Genomic DNA, 21,432 nt, shown 5'->3' with positions numbered 1-21,432 from the left:
TGCAAAGAGACGTTTGTGGGGGAAAGATAAGAAGTTGTTGTCAGGTTTGAGATACAGATGTACCTCGGTAGAAGTTGTTTCTTACAGTTGTGCGCCTCTCGTGCGCTTGGTTGTAAGTGACAACGCCATCCTATCTAACCCTTTGTCAGTCTCTCGTACTGATTTAAAAGGGTAAGCTATTCAATTATGACTGCGTTGCGACCGTCCGTTTCATCCACATAGACTGAAACTTCTTCGTCTTTCGCAGTTGGAATATTTTTACCTACGAAATCAGCGCGTATCGGCAACTCGCGATGTCCGCGATCTACCAACGTGGCTAATCCGATTTTTTGTGGTCGAGAATGGAGTAAGATTGCATCCAATGACGCACGTACAGTTCTGCCTGTGTACAGCACATCATCAATAATGATAACGACCTTATCTGTGATATCAACATCAATCACAAATGATTTCTCTGACATCTTAGGTGTCGGTAATTCTAAATCATCTCGAAATTGCGTGATGTCTAAAGTTCCTGTCGGTACTGTAGTATCTTCAATCTGCTGAATTTTATCTTGGATACGTTTCGCTAAAAACTCACCGCGCGTTTTCACACCCAGCAAAACAAGATCCTTCGTACCTCGGTTATACTCTAAAATCTCATGTGCAATTCGAGTTAAAGTTCGCTGCATTCCCGCATCATCTAATACAATACGTTCTGTCATTCCCGCACTCACCTTTCCATAAAAAAATCCCATGTCTCAATTGAGAGACACGGGATTCTTGAAGACCATGGAGATTGAACTATCTCAAACACTTGCAGTCACACTTTTGTCGGTTGCTTTATTAAATCTGTATGGCAATCAGGGTTGGTGAATTGCTTAATCATACAAAACTACATCTTAATAAAGCGCTGAAGTGATTCTTACTTATCGTGTTTACATGGTAAAAATTATCCTGTCTTCGGAGCATCTCTGTACCCTCAATTAAAGACTAACGATTTCTTTATTAAACTGTAATTAGTTTAACACAGATTAACAAAATGTCAAAGGAATTTTTGGGTAATCACCAAGTAAAATTAATTCAGCAAATGATGTATCAACCAATTCATTCAAATGTTAAAATTTTGTTGATTATTATTTAATACTAGATATCACATCATGACTATAATACATTTTACAATGAGGATAGCTTTCCTCTTCAACCTCTCGATCCTTGTTTTTTTCTTTAACAAAGTAATACTTTATATACTTTTCAATGTTGTACTTTCGTGCAAATGTTGTTGAGAAGGGAACTTCTTTCTTTTTCTTTATATAGTAAAACAACTCTTCTTCTTTACTCGAAGCATTTTGTATAGTGATTACATTACTTTTTAAAGCAATGCGAATATCTTGATCACTAAAATAATAACTGCCGCTTTTAGTGTTCTTTTTTTTATTAAAGCCAACATATATCGATAATAAGACTGATTTTCCAAATATAGCGTCACTTTGAACTTTTTCATTTTTTTCTTCTACCAAAAATGTATGGGTATTTGTTATAACTTTTTTAACCATGATTGTCCTCTCCTAATAACTGTAAAAATTCCATTTCATTGAGAATATTAATATCGAATCCGTTTCCTATAAGTTCTCTAGCCTTTCTTTGATTAGAAACCAATCCATTTTCATCCTTGTATCTTTCTTCCTGCTCTCCCTCTACCAAAATATTTGTTTTCTTGCTCACACTTCTAGAAACATTGGCATTATTTTCTCTTGCTTTAATTTGCAATTTTTCTTTCCCGCTATCAAACAAGCCTGTAAACACTATGTTTTTTCCAGATAGATTTTCATTGTTAGTATTAATTATTTTTACTCTTTTGATTTTGTTAGTATTTGCACCCTTCTGAAAAGAAAAAGGTTTACCAAATGAACGAACAGCATTAACAGTTTTGCTAAATTTAAAATAATGATTCCCTGACGAAATTAGCATTTCGAGAACACTCGGAAATTCATTTTCTGAGGCTAATTTAATCAATAGCGTTGCTAATTTTTCAGTATCAACTATAGCCGAGTGCAAATTTTCCTTAGAAACATTATAATAATCACATAAATTAGATATACTTACTGAACGATTATGTAAATAAAGTCTAAATATATTCACACTATCAACATAGAGAAAATTGGGAAATCTTATATCATAGTCTTCCATAGTTGTCTTTAAAACAGATATATCAAAATTTGCATTATGAGCAATAATAATTTGCGACTCTTTTAAATAGGGTTCCATTTCTTTATAGACAACATCAAACGCTCTTGCATTTAGTATTGTTTCTTTGGAAATTTTATGCACTTTGGCATTTTCACTATTGTAAGTATTGTTTTTTGGATTAATATATGAAGAGTAAGAACCTACTATTTGCAAGTCATTTATTAATGTAATCCCTACTTCACAAGGGCTGTTTGTGCTTGTGTTCATCGTCTCAAAATCAATTACAGCGACTTCATATTTTCTCATTATTATCACTCCACTTCTTATAATTAGATTATGTAAAACAATTATATCTATACATAATATATATTAAAATCAGTAGATTGGATAGTTTTATATTCGAATATTCTGATTTTTCATTGGATAACTGATATACTTCTGCAATAAATTAAAAAAATAGCATTTTCAATAGTAATTCAACTATTGAAAACGCTAAAATAATAATTTCTCAACACTTACGCTTCTCTCTTACGAATATCTTCAAGTATTTCCTCAAAGTAATCTGGAAGAGGTGCTTTTCGTTCGATGTACTCACCGGTTACTGGGTGTGTGAAGCCAATGACACCTGCATGTAAGGCTTGACCGCCGATATCCATTGTTTTCTTTGGTCCGTATTTAGGATCGCCGACTAATGGATAACCGATGTATTTCATATGTACACGAATTTGGTGTGTACGTCCTGTTTCAAGTTCGCATTCTACTAATGTGTAATTGTTAAAGTGTTCTAATACATTAAAATGTGTAACCGCATCTTTGCCGTCATCAACGACTGCCATCGCTTGGCGGTCGATTTTGTTTCGGCCGATCGGTGCGTCGATTGTACCGTAATCATGCGGGATATTGCCGTGAACAAGTGCTGTATATTTACGTGTTACGGTTTTATCCATTAATTGTTCGACAAGGCCGCGGTGAGCCGCATCATTTTTCGCAACCATCAATAAACCAGATGTGTCTTTATCGATACGGTGTACAATACCAGGTCGGATTTCACCGTTAATACCGCTTAAATCTTTAATTTGATACATTAAGCCGTTCACTAATGTCCCTGTATAATGACCAGGTGATGGATGAACCACCATACCTTTAGGTTTATACACAATCGCAACGTCTTCATCTTCATAATAGATATCAAGTTCTAAGTTTTCCGGTTTGATATCCGCTTCAACTGTTTCTTTCTCAGTCACTTCTAATGCATCATTTTTTCTTAATTTATAATTGGCTTTCACCACTTTATTATTCACACGCACCAAATCTTCTTTAATCCAGTCTTGGATTTGGCTGCGTGACCAATCTGAGTTCTGTTCAGGTAAGAATTTATCTATACGCTGACCAACATGTTCATCTTCTGTTATTTGATAATGAAATTGAGTCATTTCAACACTCCTTTACTTCACTTTGCTTTTTTCGAATCAAAGATTATCAAGATTAATATTAAAATTACACCTACTGTCAAACTAGCATCTGCGACATTAAAGATTGGGAAATCATAACCGAATATATACGTATCAATGAAGTCCACGACTTCACCATTTCTCATACGATCAATAAAGTTGCCTAATGCGCCCGCAAATAACAAGCTGATCGCAACTTGCATCCAGAAATTGCCTTTCGCTTCTTTAATGTAGAAAAAGATTAACAGACCTAAGACAATAATAGTCACAATAAAAAAGAAACTCATTTTGCCGCTTAAGATTCCCCAAGCAGCACCTGTATTACGATGTGATGTAATATTTAAAAAGCCGGGAATTACCAAATAAGAATCTCCCACTGACATAGTTTTAGAAATAAATGCTTTGGTTATTTGGTCTAAAATCAGTATCGCGAGTGTTACGAATAATGAGATACTGATAAAATATGGTTTTCTCATGTCTTCCTCCTTGAAGCATCCAATAAAAACACGCGCTTATCTTTGCTTCACACTTCTTCTTAACAACATTGTATATTATAACAAATTGCCAGTAGAACAGATACTAAAATTATCAATTAAACATCTTTAGTATCTTGCGCTTTCGGATTCTTTTTCGGATGAATATAATGATAATCTTGAACACGTTCAGGTTGAATCGTACGTGAAGTAATTTTGTGCGGTGCCTCGTAATTCATTTCAGTCACATATAATGCACCATTATCATGAATCGCTTCAATATAAGCTACATGGCCTTGTTCTCCTCTAGGAGACTGCATTAATGACTTTACTTTCGGCTGCTGGTTCACTTGATAGTCATCTGCTTCAGCTTTATCAGCCCAATACTTCGCATCTCCCCAGCTATTGCCGATCATATTGCCGTCTTTCTTCACTTTCTCAAAGACATAATCAGTACATTGCCCTTTATCATAAGGATTGAAGGCCATTGGGTCAGGTTTCATTTGTTCGATATAGTGTTCAATGTCGTCTTGATGGTCAACTGCCACATAAGCAGCACCTCCAAGTACAACCAGCAGTGCACCTGCTGAGATTAGTTTCTTCAATCGTTATCAAACTCCTAGATAATTAAATCGAAATTCTATGCCGTCTGGTCCTTTCAACCATTTATGTGTAGTAGCCGGATAATGATAATCTACCAGTGCCAAGCCATAAGTATCATCACTTTCCATCCGCTGCATGCTCGACATCCAATGATTGACTGCTAAGTTATGATGATAACCGTCTGTAGACATAAACAATGAAGTTTTATTAACATAAGATGATTCTTCTAAACCAAAATGTTTTAAATAATAGTCTTTGACTTCAGATAAACGTACCGTCTTTAAATGAATATTCCCGATTTGACTGTCTGACGGCATACCTTGCCAACCTTGTTTACTGCGCAGATTCATTAATTTAGATGCATATAAATGGCGTGTATCCATAATTACACGATTTTCTTTATCAAATTCCCACGTTTCTTCTGGCGCATCCGCATAAAATTCAAAGCCGTTGCCTTCTGGATCGCTGAAGTATAGTGAAGTACTGACATCATGTTCTGCCCCGTTCAGCACAATATTATTTTCTGTAAGATGCGCCATTAAATCCGCTAATTCAGAATGCGAACCTAAACGAATACCGATATGGAATAGTCCTGCTTCAGACACCAATGGTTCTCTCCCATTATCTAATTGACGCAATGTAATACGGTGACCAGAATCTCCTACTTCATATTGTATAGAAGTATACGTCTCATTCATCACATTAAAACCTAAAAGGTCTTCATAGAAAGATTTTAACGCTTCTTTATCTCTGACATTCAAGGTCACACCGTTGACGTAATTTTTCACTCGATATTGACTCAATTTCGCCGCTCCTTTCTGTCTATTTTCAAATTGACGTTCAATAAGGGTAATCTCCATTATAACGAGTTTTAATCTGAATTACTTATGATTGGCTCAAAAAATCGCTTATAAAAAAAGTTGTACGCACCAAAAAAGCACTCTGAATTAACAGAGCGCTTTTAGAGTGTATACTGCAAGTACTATTTAACTAATGCCTGCACTATTAAAGTGAAGCTACAACGCCTTGGCAGCGTGGGCAAAGATGATCTAAACCATTTGCTGAACCCAGTTCAGTGCTGTAGTTCCAGCATCTTTCACATTTTTCACCATCAGCGTGTACGACTTTGATGTCACCGTGATAGTATTCAGTACCATCTTCAACTTTGTCCTCAACTTCAACTTGAGACACGATGAATAATTGATGCAAGTTTTCGAAGTCTTTTAAGAAGGCTTTCGCATCAAAGTGTTCATTGTTTCCGATGATCACTTTAGCTTCTAATGATTTACCGATAACTTTGTCGTTACGTGCACTTTCTAAAGCACGGTTAACATCATCGCGTAATTTCATAAATGCATTCCATTTTTCTAATAATTCTGCGTCTGGTTCAACAACTTTAGGCATGTTAGCTAAGTGTACACTTTCTTCTTCAACATGAGGGATATAAGACCAAACTTCTTCAGCAGTAAGTGCTAAGATAGGTGCTAATAATTTTGTCATGTCGACTAAGATTTGGTATAACACCGTCTGCATGCTGCGGCGTTTAGGTGAATCTTGTTTTTCAATGTACAAGATATCTTTACCATAATCTAAGTAGAAGTTACTTAACTCAACATTGATGAAGTTTTGAACTTCTTGATAGATGTTTAAGTAGTCGAAGTTATCATAATGTTTAATGATGTTTGCTGTGAATTCGCGTAAACGATTCAATAAATAACGGTCGACTTCTAATAATTCAGATTCAGGCAATGCATCTGTATTCGGATTGAAGTCATTGACGTTACCTAACATGAAACGTAATGTGTTACGGATTTTACGATAAACATCTGCTGTTTGTTTTAAGATTTCATCAGAGATACGAACGTCAGCTAAGTAGTCTACACTGCTTACCCATAGACGTGCGATATCTGCACCTTTTTGTTTTACGATTTGATCAGGAACGATAACGTTGCCTAATGATTTACTCATTTTCTTACCTTCTCCGTCCATTACGAAACCGTGAGATAATAAGAATTTATAAGGTGATTGGCCGCGTGTCGCAACTGCAGTTGTGATAGAAGAGTTGAACCAACCACGATATTGGTCACTGCCTTCTAAGTAAAGGTCAGCTGGGAATGATAATTCCGGACGTGTTTCTAATACACCGCGGTGTGATGAACCTGAGTCGAACCATACGTCCATGATATCTTCTTCTTTTGTGAATTCGCCGTTCGGACTGCTTGGATGTGTGTAACCTTCAGGCAATAAATCTTTTGCATCACGGTCGAACCATACATTTGAACCATATTTTTCAAATAAGTCTGCGATATGGTAGATGATTTCTTTGTCCATGATGATGTCGCCGTTTTCTGCGTAAAATACTGGTAATGGCACACCCCATACACGTTGACGTGAAATTACCCACTCACCGCGGTCGCGGATCATGTTATAGATACGTGTTTTACCCCAATCTACTTTGAAGTGTGTATCTTCGATAGCATCTAAGATATCTTGACGCACTTTACTGATAGATGCGAACCATTGCGGAGTCGCACGGAAGATAACAGGTTTTTTCGTACGCCAGTCATGAGGGTAACTATGTGTGATGAATTGTAATTTCAATAATGAACCATTTTCTTTAAGCAAGTCAGTAACTGCTTTGTTGGCTTTGTCATAGAACATACCTTCGAATTGTCCGCCTTCTTCAGTGAAGACCCCTTTATCATCTAAAGGACTGATTACAGGCAAGCCATATTTTTGACCTACGATATAGTCATCTTCCCCGTGTCCAGGAGCAGTATGAACACAACCTGTACCAGCATCAGTTGTTACGTGCAAGCCGTTGATAACTAAAGAAACACGATCGATAAACGGATGTTGTGTTTCCACATATTCTAATTCTTTACCAGTGAATGTTTTTTCTAATTCAATGGCATCTTTATCCCAACCTAGTTCTTCTGCAACTTCTTCAACTAAGTCTGCACCGACAACGTATTTTTCACCGTTCACATTATATTGACCGTATTTCAAGTCAGGGTGTACAGTAATCGCAACGTTTGAAGGTAATGTCCAAGGAGTAGTAGTCCAGATGATGAATTTCGCATCTTCATCTACAACGCCTTTGCCATCTTTTACATCGAAAGCAACGTAGATAGATGGTGAACGTTTATCATGATATTCGATTTCTGCTTCAGCTAATGAAGATTCACTTGAAGGTGACCAGTAAACTGGTTTTTTACCTTTGTAAATTAAACCTTTATCTGCCATTTCACCGAATAAACGGATTTGTGCAGCTTCATATTCAGGTTTTAAAGTGATGTATGGATCGTTAAAGTCGCCATTCACACCTAAACGTTTGAAGTCTTTCTTTTGAAGTTCGATTTGTTCTAAAGCGAATTCCTTACATAATTCACGGAATTCAGAAACAGGCATTTCTTTACGTTTAACACCTTTTTTTGTTAACGCTTGTTCAATCGGCAAACCATGTGTATCCCAACCAGGAACATATGGTGAATAATAACCTTGCATTGATTTATAACGTACAATGAAGTCTTTTAAAATTTTATTTAAGGCATGACCCATGTGCAAGTTACCATTCGCATATGGCGGTCCGTCATGTAAAATATAAGTTTCATTTCCCTTGTTTTTCTCTAAGATTTTGTGATATAAATCTTGTTCGTCCCATTGTTTTTGAATTTCTGGTTCTTTCTTAGGTAATCCCCCTCGCATTGGGAAGTCTGTTTTCGGCATTAGTAGCGTGTCTTTGTAGTTCATTAATTTTCACTCCTTAAAATATAAAAAAGAACTCTAAGTTCAATTAACAGGGACGAACAACCGCGGTACCACCCTGATTAACTCAACTTAGAGTTCTCTTAATTCTTACTAATATAATGTTGAATAAGACAGTGATATAAGAATTAAACATATATTAGGCTCACACCATCCCTAACTCGCTGTTATGTTAATATGCGACTTAATTCTTACGCGTCTGTCTCATGACTTTGTTTGTTATTTATTTTCTTTATCTTTCGCTTCTTGTGCTGGTTCGCTGCCTTCTTGGGCTTCCGCTTTTTGTGCTTGTGCTTGCTGCTTTTCTTGTTCAGTTACATCATTTTGATGCAGATGCTGGAAGTTTTCTTCTGTCACTTGTTGTGCATCCAAGTCATAGTTTAATAAATAATCCCAATCATCATTTTTCAATAAATCCAACTGAGCTTCAACCAGCATACGGAAACGAGAACGGAAAATTTTAGATTGACGTTTCATATCTTCTGTTTGGAATGAAAGTCTTCTTGCTTTTTCCACACCATCGTTTACAATACGATCTGCTTCAGCTTTTGCTTTTGCTACAATCGCTTCAGCTTCTTTCGTTGCTGCTGCTTTTGTTTCTTGGCTTGCAGTTTGTGCTTGTACTAAAGCATCGCTTACAGATTGTTGTACTTCTTTGTAAGCTTTTAAGTTGTTTTCTTTTTCTTCAACAACTGTTTCCAATTGTTTCTTTTGTTCTTTTAAATGTTCAATTTCTTGGCTAAGCTGGCTTAAATAATCAGCGACTTCTGTTGGTTCCAGGCCATTCTTAGTTTTTGAAAATTCTTTGTTTTTAATTTCGTTCGGTGTAAAAGACATCTTATATTGTCCTCCTTAATCATACACTATTTGAATAAAGTTTCATATACTATGCGCAGTTTGTCTTTCTTTGTTTTATGACCGATTTCAGTCACTCTCGCACGGCCATGTCCTTGTATCGACAGCAAATCTCCAGGTTCAAGTTGGAAATCTGGACGTTCAATAATTGTATGATTCACTTTGATACGTTTCTTTTCAATATATTGTTTCGCAATTGAACGTGATTTACGAATCATTTCCTTCAGTACAACATCTAAACGCATTGCACTGACAGTAGCTTGATGTAAAGTCCAATTCTCTTTTGATTGTATCATATCTTCTAGTGGAACTTCATGCAGTTTGACCGGAACACCCTTGATTCGCTTTAATTCCAACATTATATACGATTTAATATTCTTTGTCAAAATAAACTGAATTTTATCGCCTACAATAATATCGCCCAACTGATCTCTTTCAATACTTAAAGACATCAACGTACCTAACACATTGCGGTGGTCGATTGTCGCGAACTTTTCAGGATATTCTAAATCAAGCAGCACCAGCTCAAAGTCTTCTTCTGCCGGTGTGAAATAATCCGGCGCAATCACAGCACGCTTGCGTTCGCTTGAAGGCTGCCCGCCATTAAAGGTGACATGCAGGTCATCATAACTGCCTACAATAACCTCTAAAATATATTGTGCGCGCGGATCTAGAAAATGTGTCAGTACCGGCGCATAGTTGCGCTCGGCTTGTTGTACTTTATCGATTAACATGGTAATTATCGGTTGTTCTTCTTTTCTGAAATGCTGATAGATATCTATGTCTATTCACCTCTTTACAAAATAAAAAAGGTAAGCCTAGTCGTTTGAAGCTTGGCGTACCTTTTTAGAAATGATATTAAGCTAATTGTTGTAAAATCAACACGAATATAGCATGAAGTCCTTTTTGGAAGAAAATAAGGACAAAAATTGCTGCGATACTTGAAATATCAATCATACCGATCGGCGGTATGATTTTACGAAACGGTGCTAAAAACGGTTCGTAGATTTTATGCAGGAATCTGCCGAAGGCTGAACCTTGTGCATTTGGAATCCATGACATAAAGAAGTAGATAATCATACCCCAATAATATACCGTAAGCAATATCTCTATCACACTAAATACAAGACTTAAAAATCCAACTAAACTCATAGACGTTTACCTCATTCATAATCAAATTCTGACGTGTCTAAGTCTTCTGTAATACTGCCGGCAACTTCTACATTATCCGGTGTACATAAGAAGATATCATTACCTACACGTTGAATATCCCCGCCGATTGCATAAACTGTACCGCTTAAGAAATCGATAATTCTTTTTGCGGATACGTTATCAATACGCTGCAAGTTCACAAGTGTGGCACGTCTGTTTTTCAACTCATCCGCAATATCTTGCGTATCTGAGAACACGCGTGGCTCGAATAAACACATTTTTGAACTTTCGTGCAAGTTCGCTGCGTTCATATTCACGACATTTCTAGCAGAATCATTGGATGTTTGATTAGCCATATGATACTTCCTTTCGTTGGAAGACGACTGCAATCTTTTACCTTGCGTTTGACGTTTCGGGACAGTCTTAATTGCACGCTGTCTTTCATTATAGTAATTATTGTTTTGTTGCGGTGATGTATGCTGACTTTGAGAAGGTTGTTCTGGTTGCGGCTCAGGCTCTGGTTCAGCTTGTACTCTGTTTCTGTTTTGCTGCTGATGATCAGCAACTTCTTCTTCCTCTTCTATCACAAAAAAATTGCTAAATAGGTCTTTTAAAGCCAAGTGGCTCACTCCTCTTTTCCTACTAATTTAGTACCGATTCGTACAAAAGTTGCGCCCTCTTCTGCAGCAATTTCATAATCATTGCTCATGCCCATAGATAATTCAGTGCACGGCGCATAGTCTAAGTTTTTCGCTTTGATTTCATCGCGTTTATTTCTAAGTTTTTCAAAAATATCTCTGATTTCTGATTCGTCATCAGTATAAGGTGCCATTGTCATCAGACCTACGACTTTAATGTTTTCATATTGTTCAAGCCATTCGATGAAAGCATCCACTTCTTCTAACGCAAGACCATGTTTGCTTTCTTCTTCTGAAACATTCACTTGAACAAAACATTTCACAACATGTGATGCACGTTTATTAATCTCTTTCGCTAAGCTTTTGCGATCTAATGCGTGCAAATAGTCGATGTCATCAATAACTTCTTTCACTTTACGTGATTGCAAAGTGCCGATAAAGTGCATAACAGCGTCATCCGGCAAAGCTTCATGTTTCTCTTGGAAACCTTCTAAACGATTCTCACCGAAGTGTCTGATACCGGCATCATATGCTTCTTTAGCTCGCTCTATTGTAACATATTTTGTTACAGCAATCACGTTAGGTCTGGCAGTACGATTTGCTTTTTCCAAACTTTTTGTAATATGGTCGTTGATTTGTTCTAGATTTTGTTTCACATTCATTTCAATTACTCCTTACTTCTACTGTCCAATAAATGCTAACATCCGGCCAGTCTTACTCTTCTCCACCCTATATGAAAAGAATAAGTCTAAGTTTTCAGATGTCGCATATTCTGTCACATCAATATTTGCTTCAGGTACACCTGCTTGAATTAATAATCGGCGATTGGCCTCTTTTAAATCAATTCCGTGTCGATCGCTTCCGCGTGTTTCGATAAACGCTCTTGCATCCACAGGCAGTGCTTCAAACTGTGCTTTGATATCATCATTAATTTCATAACTATTCGATGTTGCGGGACCGATGACTACTTTCAAGTCTGCTAAATCAAAATCAATTTGTTTAAGTATTTCCTCAGAAATACGTCCGACAGTCCCTTTCCATCCTGCATGAGCAAGACCAATAAAATGATGCTTTGTGCTGTAAAAATAAACAGGCACACAATCTGCATAGCACATTGTCAGCAGCAAGTTTGAATCATACGTATAAAGCCCATCTACACCGTGCAGAGCATCTGTTAATGTATCAATGTTCGTATTCGCATCTTTTGTTGTCACTTCAACGACATGATTGCCATGCGTTTGTATTGGGAAGACCCATTGCTTTCTGTCATAGCCGATGGCTTGTGCAAGTGTCTGCTGATGCGCATGTACATTTTCAGCCTTGTCGTCGATATATAATGCCATATTAAAAGCATTGCTGGGATATGGACTTTGTCCATCTTCTCTTGTCGTAAATCCCAATGTAATTTGATCTGACTTTGCGTCAGTATGTTCTAAGTAATGTGATTGCTTCGCAAATTTCTCTGGCATAACTATCTCTCCTGTTTATTATATAGATGCTATACTTACGTACCTTATCAACTTAATAGTAAGACTTACACACTCAAAATTCAAATATATAAAAAGTGTCACCAGATCCATCCGATCTGATGACACTTTAGATTATTGTTCTCACTAGACCACTCGATGACCTGTTGCATCTAATCTTGCGTGATACTATGGTTGATTGCTCAATGCAAACTCTATAGAAAGATATTAACGTCTAGTTCTTCTTGAACGTCTTTCTTCTCTGTTTCTGATGAAACTTGGAATATCATCTTCTTTAGTAGTGTGTGTTCTTGGTTCGCTTGTTGATTCAGAACTATGAGATCTTGGCGCATGTCCGATTCCTTCGTCATTTGAAGTTGTCGCACTGCTTGCGCTTGATCCGAAACCTGTATTAGATTGTTTACGTGCATGTGTTGCTGGTTTATCTTCAAAACCAGTCGCAATCACTGTTACCACGATTTCATCTTGTAATTCAGGGTTGATTACTGTACCGAAGATCATGTTTACATCTTCATCAGCCGCATCTTGAACGATGTCTGCAGCTTCTTGTGCTTCGAATAAAGATAATGATTCTCCGCCTGTAATGTTCATTAGGACACCTTGTGCACCAACGATTGATGTTTCAAGCAATGGAGATGAAATAGCTTTTTTAGCTGCTTCAACTGCACGGTTTTCACCAGAAGAAACACCGATACCCATTAACGCTGAACCTTGGTTAGACATAATTGTTTTTACGTCTGCAAAGTCAAGGTTTACTTCACCTGAAACAGCGATTAAGTCAGAGATACCTTGTACACCTTGGCGTAATACGTTATCTGCTTCTTTGAATGCTTCCATCATTGGCGTTGATTTGTCAACGATGTCTAATAAGCGGTCGTTTGGAATTACGATTAATGTATCAACAGCTGCTTTCATTGATTCTACCCCAGCAGCAGCTTGTGTTTGACGTTTGCGTCCTTCGAAACTGAATGGGCGTGTTACAACACCTACTGTTAAAGCACCCATTTCTTTTGCGATTTTAGCAACAACCGGTGCAGCACCTGTACCAGTACCGCCACCCATACCAGCAGTTACGAATACCATGTCAGCGCCTTGAATTGCATCTTCAATTTGCTCACGTGATTCTTCGGCAGCTTTTTTACCGATTTCAGGGTTCGCGCCAGCACCTAAACCGCGTGTTAACTTTTCACCGATTTGGATTCTGGACTCAGCTTTAGATAAGTTTAATGCTTGACCGTCAGTGTTGATTGAAATAAATTCAACATTGTTCATTCCGTGGTCAATCATTCGGTTTACAGCGTTGTTACCACCGCCGCCAACACCAATGACTTTTAAAGTCGCTAAATGATTAAATCCTTGTTCAAATTCTAACATTTAAATTTCCTCCTAGTTTTAATGGGCAATCAATCAAATAGAGATTTCAATAATTTTTTAAATTTGCTCTCTTCTTGTTTCTCATGAGATTGGTCTGAGTTATAATCACTATCTTGCTTAGGATGTGTTTCTTTCGGTTCAGAAACCGTTTCATCCCCTTCAGTCGGTTCTTCAGCAACAGGCTCGTCATGAGACGGCTTGTTTTGTTTCTTCTTGAACCAGTCGAAACCGCTTGATTTTTCAGTATACTCTTTAGGGTTCGACTCTATGACTTCTTCTTCAAATTCTTCATTATCATGATTACTAATTGTAACATAATCTAATAATTCATCAAAAGCGATACTGCTGGAAATCGTTGAAATTGCTGAAGAGAATTCAGGTTTTCTGATTCCCATTTGCGAAGGTGTATGTATTCTAACCTTCTCATTAACCATATCTTGCAGTAATTCACGAACACCTAATAAGTTGGCTGAACCGCCTGTTACAACAAATCCGCCGTTTACTTTTGTTAAACCGAGTTCTTGCAATAAGTCGAAGACATTGAAGAAGATTTCCTCTACACGTGCTTCAATAATATCTGCTAAATCTTTTTGTGTAAATTGTGCATCCTCTTCGCTATCGATTTGTTCTACTGTGAAAACATCTTGATCTGATGCTGAATTGTAGAAAGCATGACCGTATTGATGTTTGACTTTTTCTGCAGTATCAAATGAAGTGTTCAGACCTTGTGCAACATCGTCTGTGATGTCGCGTCCACCCATTTCAATTGAATCCGCATCCACTAAGTCGCCGCGTTCGTAGAACGCCACTTGCGTTAAGTCTTGACCAATGTCAATCACACATGCGCCAAGTTCTTTCTCAGTCGGTGTAAGGATTGATCCGTAGTTGTATGCATCAGAATAAACATCTAATACATCTACACCGCATGCTTCCACACATTTAATCAAGTTGACTAGAATTGATTTTTGAATGGCAATGACGCCTGCTTCCACTCTCAATGAGTGTCTTGCAATCAATTCTTTAGGATCAGAAACTTCATTATCGTTATCAACGATGAAACGAATTGGGAATGTATCCACAACTTCAGTTTCTTCAACATCATTTTTGTCTCTGATGCCTTCTAATACTGTTTCAATATGTGTTCCTTTTACTTCTGTATCTTCATAAAATTCAATTTCATTGGTTTCATCAAAAACTTCAGTAGCGACAATCGGCAATTTCAAGAAGACTTCTTTAATGTCAACGCCAGATGCGATTGAAGCTTTCTTAATTGTATCTTTAACAGCTTGTTTAGCTAAATCAAAATCATCGATTAAGCCGTTCTTAATTCCGCTAGTATAGGTTTGTCCTGTACCTATCACATTAATTCCATTATGAAATTTTTCGCCTACTATTGTTTTTACACTAGATGAACCAATATCTACACTTACATAGTAATGTTCCTCCATAGATAGGCACCTCCTGACAATTTCTTTAAAAAATACACTATAGTTAGTTTACAATACGTTTCTATGGTTGTGAACTATAAACACATGATATTCAAGACTTTTTTAATTATTTGTACTACTTTCTTTCTTTGACTTATCATTCTTTGACTTATCATTCTTTGACTTGTCATCGTTTGTTTGATCATTAATTTTGTTCAATGTTGCTTGTAATTCGTCTTTCGCTTTATCTTCCATCGCTGTGCCTTCTTTAAGTTTCATACTGCTGTCTGAAGACGTTGATGAACCATCTTGATAAGGAATAAATGATGCGCCGACTGATAAATCAATGTAACCTGATTTTTTCAGTTCTCCGGATGCATCTCTGTCTAACGCACTTGCCATATCTGGATAGTACTTCATTTTATTCGCAATTGTATTCATATTGCCGATGACTTGAATATCATCTTTCATATACAATCTGACTTTATTGCGGCTTTCCTTATCATCTGCGTATTCGACTTCAGAGATAGCTTGACGAATATTTTTCGGCATTTCAGATAAAGCTTGAATGATTTTCTCGCGGTTAGAAGCATTAAAACCTGAAACCACAGGAGCATCATTCGGCAATTTTCCTTTATAATCTTTTAAAATATGATCATTTGAAAGGATGGGATGAAATTTCCCTTTTTCTTCAAGCAAACCGACTAACTGATACTCTTTGACTTGCACTTCTAGGTTGTTTGGCAGTTTTCTGTTGATTTGCACCTCTTTAACAAAAGGATTTTGTTTCATCTTATCGACAGCTTTGCCTTTGCCGAACATGTAGATTTTAGTATCCTTCTTTAAATTCAAAGCGTTCTTAACCTCTTTATCAGAAAGATAATGATTTCCTTTAATATCTACACGGTCAATATTACTGATCGGCGTAAACATATACAACACAATTAAAATAATCAGTGCGATGAGCGTACCGAAGATTGACAATTGGATACGCCGTTGTCTTTCTCTTCTTTTTCGACGCTTTTCCTTGAGGTACTCAGAATCGATTTTACGAACTTTATCCGTCATTAATACATCACACCCCTACTTCGAAGGCAGATGCGAACGGAAGCTGTCGATAAAGACATCGCCGCGTTCTTCAAAAGTATTGTATTGATCCCAGCTGGCACATGCCGGTGAAAGCAAGACTACATCATTAGGTTCGATGACCTCTTGTACTTTGTTAACAGCATCTTTCACATCGGTCGCACGAATCACATACTTGCCTTGGCTTTCGCCGAGTTTCGTTAACTTGTCTTGTGTTTCGCCGAATGTCAGCATCACTCTTACATTCTTCATGTAAGGAATCAATTCATCGAAGCCGTTGCCTCTGTCTAAACCGCCGCATAACCATACAATCGGCTGATTAAATGAATTCAAGGCAAATTGTGTTGCTAACGTATTCGTTGCTTTAGAGTCGTTGTAATATTTGTTCGTTTTGTTAGAACCAATATATTGCAGACGGTGTTTGATACCAGAGAATGTAGTTAATGTATGATTAATCGCATCTACCGGTACACCTGCAAGTACTGCTGCTAAGACTGCTGCTAAGATATTTTCAAGGTTATGCTCGCCAGGGAGCACAATATCATCTTTATGAATGAGACGTAAACCATTTAACATGATATAGCCGTCTTTGATGTAAATACCGTCAACTTCTTGATTGGTTGAGAAGTAATAGGTTTTGGCTTTTAAATCTTCTGTTTCAATCAAATGACGCTGACTGTAGTTGCAAATCAAATAATCATCTTCTGTTTGATTTTTATAGATACGGCGTTTTGCATTGCGGTATTCTTCCAGCGAACCATGATAATCAAGGTGTGCTGAATAGATATTAGTAATAATCGCAATATGCGGACGGTACGTATCAATACCTAATAATTGGAAAGATGACAACTCTGTAATCAAGTAATCATCGGGATGTGCTTCTTGTGCCACTTTAGATGCTACATAACCGATGTTGCCTGATAACAGCCCTTTGATTCTGCTGTTGTCAAACATGTCTCCAATCAAGGATGTTGTGGTTGTTTTACCGTTCGTACCAGTCACCGCAATAATCGGCGCTTCTGAAATTAAGTAGCTTAATTCAACTTCAGTTAAAATCGTTAACCCGCGTTTTTCTGCTTCTTCAATTAAAGGCACAGTATATGGAATCCCCGGGTTCTTTACGATAATGGGATGATTATCAAGCAATGAGAGCGGATGGTGACCGCCGATAACTGTTAATCCCATTTTCTCTAAATCATTTGCGTGCGGATCTTTGGAAAGGTCGCCGCCATCATTCACAGTAACATCTGCCCCTAAATGATATAATAATTTAGCTGCTTCATAACCGCTTTTCGCTAAGCCAACTACTAAAACATTTTTTCCTTCTAATCCTTTGTATTTAAGCATTTATCAATGCACTCCAATCCATAATCCTATCAAACCTGTAATGAGGCCTACTGTCCAAAATACAGTAACAACTTTCCATTCATTCCATCCGCTTAATTCAAAGTGGTGATGCAGCGGACTCATTTTAAAGATACGTTTGCCGGTTAATTTAAATGATGCTACTTGCAAAATAACAGATAATGTTTCAGCAACAGACACAAAACCGATAAACAGTAATGAAATTTCCGCATTCAGCATAATCGACACTGTTGCGATAATACCGCCTAATGCCAAGCTGCCTGTATCACCCATGAATGTTTTGGCCGGGTTGACGTTATAGAATAAGAAACCTAATAACGCAAAGACCATAATGATACAAAACGTACCCACAGCATGGTCGCCAAGCATAAAGCTCATAATCGCATACATCGCAAATGCGATGATTGATAAGCCGGTTGCCAAGCCGTCTAAACCATCTGTTAAGTTCACAGCGTTAGAGAAACCGACTTGCCAGAATACGATAAAGATGACATAAGCGACTGACAATGGGATATGCACTGTCGTAAACGGAATGTGGATGCCTGTCGCAAAATGAATCATATTGAATGTATCACTTAAGATAAAGAAAATAACCGCAATCGCAATTTGCGCTAAGAATTTTTGTTTGCTTGTCAATCCTTGGTTATTCTTCTTAACGACAATAATATAATCATCAATAAACCCGATTAATCCGAACCCTACTGTCACAAATAACAATAAGATGAATGGGTTAGGGTTATTTGAAAAGATGATCGCAATAATCGTAGTGACAATAATACTGATTAAGAAAGTCAGGCCGCCCATTGTCGGTGTGCCTGTCTTTTTCATGTGGCTTTTCGGCCCCTCTTCTCGAATACTTTGGCCGAACTTCATTCTCTTCAGTGTTGGAATCAAAATCGGCACTAATACTGCTGTGATTAATAATGCAACGATTGCTAAAACATAAACCATAGTTATCTCCTTGTTATATATAATTTTAAACACTTATGTAAAGCGAGGCATGGGCACCGAGGTACCCTTACCTCTTCTGTCTATTTTGCTGAAGGTGCGGACAATTCAACTTCTAATTGTTTTTGATCTTTAAGCGGTGTATTCGGACTGATAGATTGTTTAGATACAAATCCATTACCTTTCATTTTAACACTAATTCCAGTTAAGGATTCAAAAGCTAATACATCATCTTTGCCCCAGTCTTTCATATCCGGCATAGTCATGTCGCCATCTGTTTTGATGAATACTTTGCTGTAAGGCAATGTTTTTTCGTTGCCTTCAGGCAGCTGCTGCGCCACGTTGTCGCCTTGACCGATGACAACCGGTTTTAAGTTCTGAGCTTTAAGTGCATCTTTTGCTTTATCAACAGATTGTCCTGAAACATCAGGTACCTTGCTGAAGGATGCTTTAGATGATGAATCGCTTGATTTCCCTACATTCAAGTATTTCAATGTATTTTCCATAATTGGATTAAAGGCTTTGCTGACACTCATTTCATATGCTTCTTTTTTGTTTTTCTGAGCCAAACTCATACCTGCATAAACCACAACTTTAGGGTCTTTGCTCGGTGCATGGCCGATAAAGCTTGTGAAGTATGGATAAGGTCCTTCTACGTAACCGCCGTTTTCCGGATCGGCAACTTGTGCTGTACCGGTTTTACCGCCGATACGATAGCCTTTGACTCTGAAGTTCTGCGCATGACTTTTCTCGCTGTTAACAACTAAGTCTAATTCTTTCATCACTTTCTTAGAAGTTGTTTCGGTAATCGGTTTACCGACAATTTCTCTTTTACCTTTATATAATTCTTTATCTTTGACTGGATTATTGATACTGCTGACATACCAAGGTTTAATCATATTTCCTTTATTGAACATTGCGCTTTGTGCTTGCAGCATTTGAACCGGAGTGACTGTTGTTGATTGTCCGAATGCTGAAGTTTTTTGTTGCAGTTCATTATCCCAAGCGATACCGCCAGGTGCTTCGCCATCGAATAAACCACCTGTTTTCTTACCGAAACCGAATTTTTCATACCAAGATTTCATCTTATCAGCACCGACTAAATCTTGAAGGTGCATCATCAATGTGTTGGATGAATAAGTGAAACCAAGACTCATTGGAATTTTACCCCAACCGGTACGGTTCCAGTCAGAGATTTCAGAACCCATAATCGTACGATGTCCTGATTTATATTCTTTCTTAGGATCGAATTTGCCTTCTTGAATGGCTGCTGCTAAACCGTATGTTTTAAATGTAGAACCTGGTTCATACGTGTTTTGATATAAATCATTAGCCCAATTTTTACCGAAGTCTTTCCCTGTTTCAGGGTTGAACGTCGGACGTTGGCTGAATGCCAAAATTTCGCCTGTATGGGCATCCATAACAACCACGAATGCATCTTTCGGTGCGAAGTGATCATCGAGCTGATTCAATGCTTCTTCTACAAACACTTGGATATTCGAATCAATAGTTAAATGCACATCATCACCGCGTTGCGGTGCAACTTCTCGTTTAGAATTCGGTGCGATATAACCCCAAATATCATGAATATATTTTAAAGAACCATGTTTACCAGCTAAATAACTGTCGAAGATTTTTTCAACACCCATCGCACCTTTCAACTCGCCGTTATCCGGATTCTTTTGCGCCATACCGATTAAGTGTGAGGCAAAATTACCGTTCGGATAGAAACGTTCTGTTTCAGGATACAATTTAACACCAGGTATCTTCATCTTCTCGATTTTATCTTTTTGCTGATACGTCAAATTACTGCCTTTTCGTCCGAACTCTACTTGGAACGCTTTTTTGTTATTCAACATTTTCTCTATTTCTTTTGGTTCCATATCTATAACAGTTGAAAGCTTTTTCGCTGCTTCTTTTTTATCCACGACATGTCGCGGTTTCTCAGAGCCTTCATCCGCTTTTTTATCGATGACTGCTGTCAGCTTGAAGCGTTCAACATCTTCAGCCAGGACTTTTCCGTGGCGGTCATAAATCTTTCCGCGTTCCGGTTGTTCTTTACTTTCTACTAAATATTTTTCATTGGCTTTATTGATTAAGTCTTGCCCAGATGAATGCCCCGTCAGCATGACGAAGGCATACCTTAAAACCAATAGAAAAAAGAGCAGTCCGAACAAACTGACGAGGAGGACTGCCCCTATTTTATTTTTTTTAATTTTAATTTTTCGCTTCGGCATTATTACGCACTACCTTTACATTATCGTTCTTTAAGCTCATGCCTTGTTTTTGAGCTTTGTCGTAAATGCGTTCATAAGAAGAGTTCTTTTTGATTTCTGACTTTAATGCACTATTTTGACTTGATTGTTGTTCGATTTTGTAATCTAAATCTGCAATTTTCCCTTTAGTATCATAAGCATCCATTTTTAAAGAAAGTATATAAATACTTACCATTGCGATGACAGCGACTAAAGTTATGTATAATACCTTCTCGAATTTAGTTAGTTGAACAACTACTTTTCTTTTTACTTTTCTGGTTGGCGATGGTTCGGTTTGCGGTACTTGTCTTGCTGGTTCATATTGCTCGTTGTATGGTTCATAGATCTTTTCAACAGCCATAGCAGCTCGTCACTCTCCTA

General features: G+C 37.5%; 21 protein-coding genes. All 21 read right to left on the bottom strand.

Features of this window, described 5'->3' with window-relative positions:
* Window positions 1-176: 176 nt before the first annotated feature.
* The gene (gene pyrR, locus C7N65_RS07665) at window positions 177-704 is read right to left on the bottom strand and encodes a bifunctional pyr operon transcriptional regulator/uracil phosphoribosyltransferase PyrR (RefSeq protein WP_105993891.1); all 528 of its coding nucleotides are present in this window, start codon (window positions 702-704) and stop codon (window positions 177-179) included.
* A gap of 411 nt (window positions 705-1,115) precedes the next feature.
* Window positions 1,116-1,535, bottom strand: coding sequence for a hypothetical protein (locus tag C7N65_RS07660; RefSeq protein ID WP_105993890.1), 420 nt, complete (start codon window positions 1,533-1,535; stop codon window positions 1,116-1,118).
* Window positions 1,528-2,475, bottom strand: coding sequence for an exonuclease domain-containing protein (locus C7N65_RS07655; RefSeq protein WP_105993889.1), 948 nt, complete (start codon window positions 2,473-2,475; stop codon window positions 1,528-1,530). The genes C7N65_RS07660 and C7N65_RS07655 overlap by 8 nt, the downstream gene beginning before the upstream one ends.
* A gap of 209 nt (window positions 2,476-2,684) precedes the next feature.
* Entirely contained in the window at window positions 2,685-3,602 is a 918-nt protein-coding gene (locus C7N65_RS07650; protein WP_105993888.1) for an RluA family pseudouridine synthase, read from the bottom strand.
* A gap of 17 nt (window positions 3,603-3,619) precedes the next feature.
* Entirely contained in the window at window positions 3,620-4,096 is a 477-nt protein-coding gene (gene lspA / locus C7N65_RS07645; protein ID WP_105993887.1) for a signal peptidase II, read from the bottom strand.
* 116 nt (window positions 4,097-4,212) lie between these two features.
* On the bottom strand, window positions 4,213-4,698 hold the full coding sequence (locus C7N65_RS07640) for a CHAP domain-containing protein (protein WP_105993886.1): 486 nt from the start codon (window positions 4,696-4,698) through the stop codon (window positions 4,213-4,215).
* Window positions 4,699-4,704: 6 nt separating this feature from the next.
* The gene (locus tag C7N65_RS07635; protein ID WP_234019058.1) at window positions 4,705-5,499 is read right to left on the bottom strand and encodes a VOC family protein; all 795 of its coding nucleotides are present in this window, start codon (window positions 5,497-5,499) and stop codon (window positions 4,705-4,707) included.
* Window positions 5,500-5,701: 202 nt separating this feature from the next.
* Entirely contained in the window at window positions 5,702-8,449 is a 2,748-nt protein-coding gene (gene ileS / locus C7N65_RS07630) for an isoleucine--tRNA ligase (protein ID WP_105993884.1), read from the bottom strand.
* A gap of 234 nt (window positions 8,450-8,683) precedes the next feature.
* Entirely contained in the window at window positions 8,684-9,301 is a 618-nt protein-coding gene (locus tag C7N65_RS07625) for a DivIVA domain-containing protein (protein WP_105993883.1), read from the bottom strand.
* A 26-nt stretch (window positions 9,302-9,327) separates the two neighbouring features.
* Window positions 9,328-10,053 carry an RNA-binding protein gene (locus tag C7N65_RS07620; protein WP_105993882.1) on the bottom strand — a complete coding sequence of 242 codons (726 nt, stop codon included), beginning with the start codon at window positions 10,051-10,053 and terminating at the stop codon, window positions 9,328-9,330.
* Window positions 10,054-10,177: 124 nt separating this feature from the next.
* Window positions 10,178-10,471, bottom strand: a complete 294-nt coding sequence (locus tag C7N65_RS07615) for a YggT family protein (protein ID WP_105993881.1) — start codon at window positions 10,469-10,471, stop codon at window positions 10,178-10,180.
* Between the two features lie 11 nt (window positions 10,472-10,482).
* A complete protein-coding gene (locus C7N65_RS07610) occupies window positions 10,483-11,091 on the bottom strand; it encodes a cell division protein SepF (protein ID WP_105993880.1) in 609 nt (202 codons plus the stop codon).
* Window positions 11,092-11,096: 5 nt separating this feature from the next.
* On the bottom strand, window positions 11,097-11,771 hold the full coding sequence (locus tag C7N65_RS07605) for a YggS family pyridoxal phosphate-dependent enzyme (RefSeq protein ID WP_105993879.1): 675 nt from the start codon (window positions 11,769-11,771) through the stop codon (window positions 11,097-11,099).
* A gap of 18 nt (window positions 11,772-11,789) precedes the next feature.
* Window positions 11,790-12,578 carry a peptidoglycan editing factor PgeF gene (gene pgeF, locus C7N65_RS07600; protein ID WP_105993878.1) on the bottom strand — a complete coding sequence of 263 codons (789 nt, stop codon included), beginning with the start codon at window positions 12,576-12,578 and terminating at the stop codon, window positions 11,790-11,792.
* Between the two features lie 225 nt (window positions 12,579-12,803).
* Window positions 12,804-13,970 (bottom strand): cell division protein FtsZ, encoded by a 1,167-nt coding sequence (ftsZ, locus tag C7N65_RS07595; RefSeq protein WP_105993877.1) that lies wholly within the window; start codon window positions 13,968-13,970, stop codon window positions 12,804-12,806.
* A 29-nt stretch (window positions 13,971-13,999) separates the two neighbouring features.
* Window positions 14,000-15,418 (bottom strand): cell division protein FtsA, encoded by a 1,419-nt coding sequence (ftsA, locus tag C7N65_RS07590; RefSeq protein ID WP_105993876.1) that lies wholly within the window; start codon window positions 15,416-15,418, stop codon window positions 14,000-14,002.
* Window positions 15,419-15,520: 102 nt separating this feature from the next.
* The gene (locus C7N65_RS07585; RefSeq protein ID WP_105993875.1) at window positions 15,521-16,465 is read right to left on the bottom strand and encodes a cell division protein FtsQ/DivIB; all 945 of its coding nucleotides are present in this window, start codon (window positions 16,463-16,465) and stop codon (window positions 15,521-15,523) included.
* 15 nt (window positions 16,466-16,480) lie between these two features.
* On the bottom strand, window positions 16,481-17,830 hold the full coding sequence (gene murD / locus C7N65_RS07580; RefSeq protein ID WP_105993874.1) for a UDP-N-acetylmuramoyl-L-alanine--D-glutamate ligase: 1,350 nt from the start codon (window positions 17,828-17,830) through the stop codon (window positions 16,481-16,483).
* Between the two features lie 3 nt (window positions 17,831-17,833).
* The gene (gene mraY / locus C7N65_RS07575) at window positions 17,834-18,799 is read right to left on the bottom strand and encodes a phospho-N-acetylmuramoyl-pentapeptide-transferase (RefSeq protein WP_105993873.1); all 966 of its coding nucleotides are present in this window, start codon (window positions 18,797-18,799) and stop codon (window positions 17,834-17,836) included.
* 80 nt (window positions 18,800-18,879) lie between these two features.
* Entirely contained in the window at window positions 18,880-21,033 is a 2,154-nt protein-coding gene (locus C7N65_RS07570) for a penicillin-binding protein (RefSeq protein WP_105993872.1), read from the bottom strand.
* Window positions 21,014-21,412, bottom strand: a complete 399-nt coding sequence (gene ftsL / locus C7N65_RS07565; protein WP_105993871.1) for a cell division protein FtsL — start codon at window positions 21,410-21,412, stop codon at window positions 21,014-21,016. The genes C7N65_RS07570 and ftsL overlap by 20 nt, the downstream gene beginning before the upstream one ends.
* Between the last annotated feature and the right edge of the window lie 20 nt (window positions 21,413-21,432).

The organism is Staphylococcus simulans (genome assembly GCF_002994445.1).
GTDB classification, from domain to species: Bacteria; Bacillota; Bacilli; order Staphylococcales; family Staphylococcaceae; genus Staphylococcus; species Staphylococcus simulans_B.
Note: the sequence above shows the minus strand (reverse complement) of the source record. Positions and strands in the feature narration are given on the sequence as shown.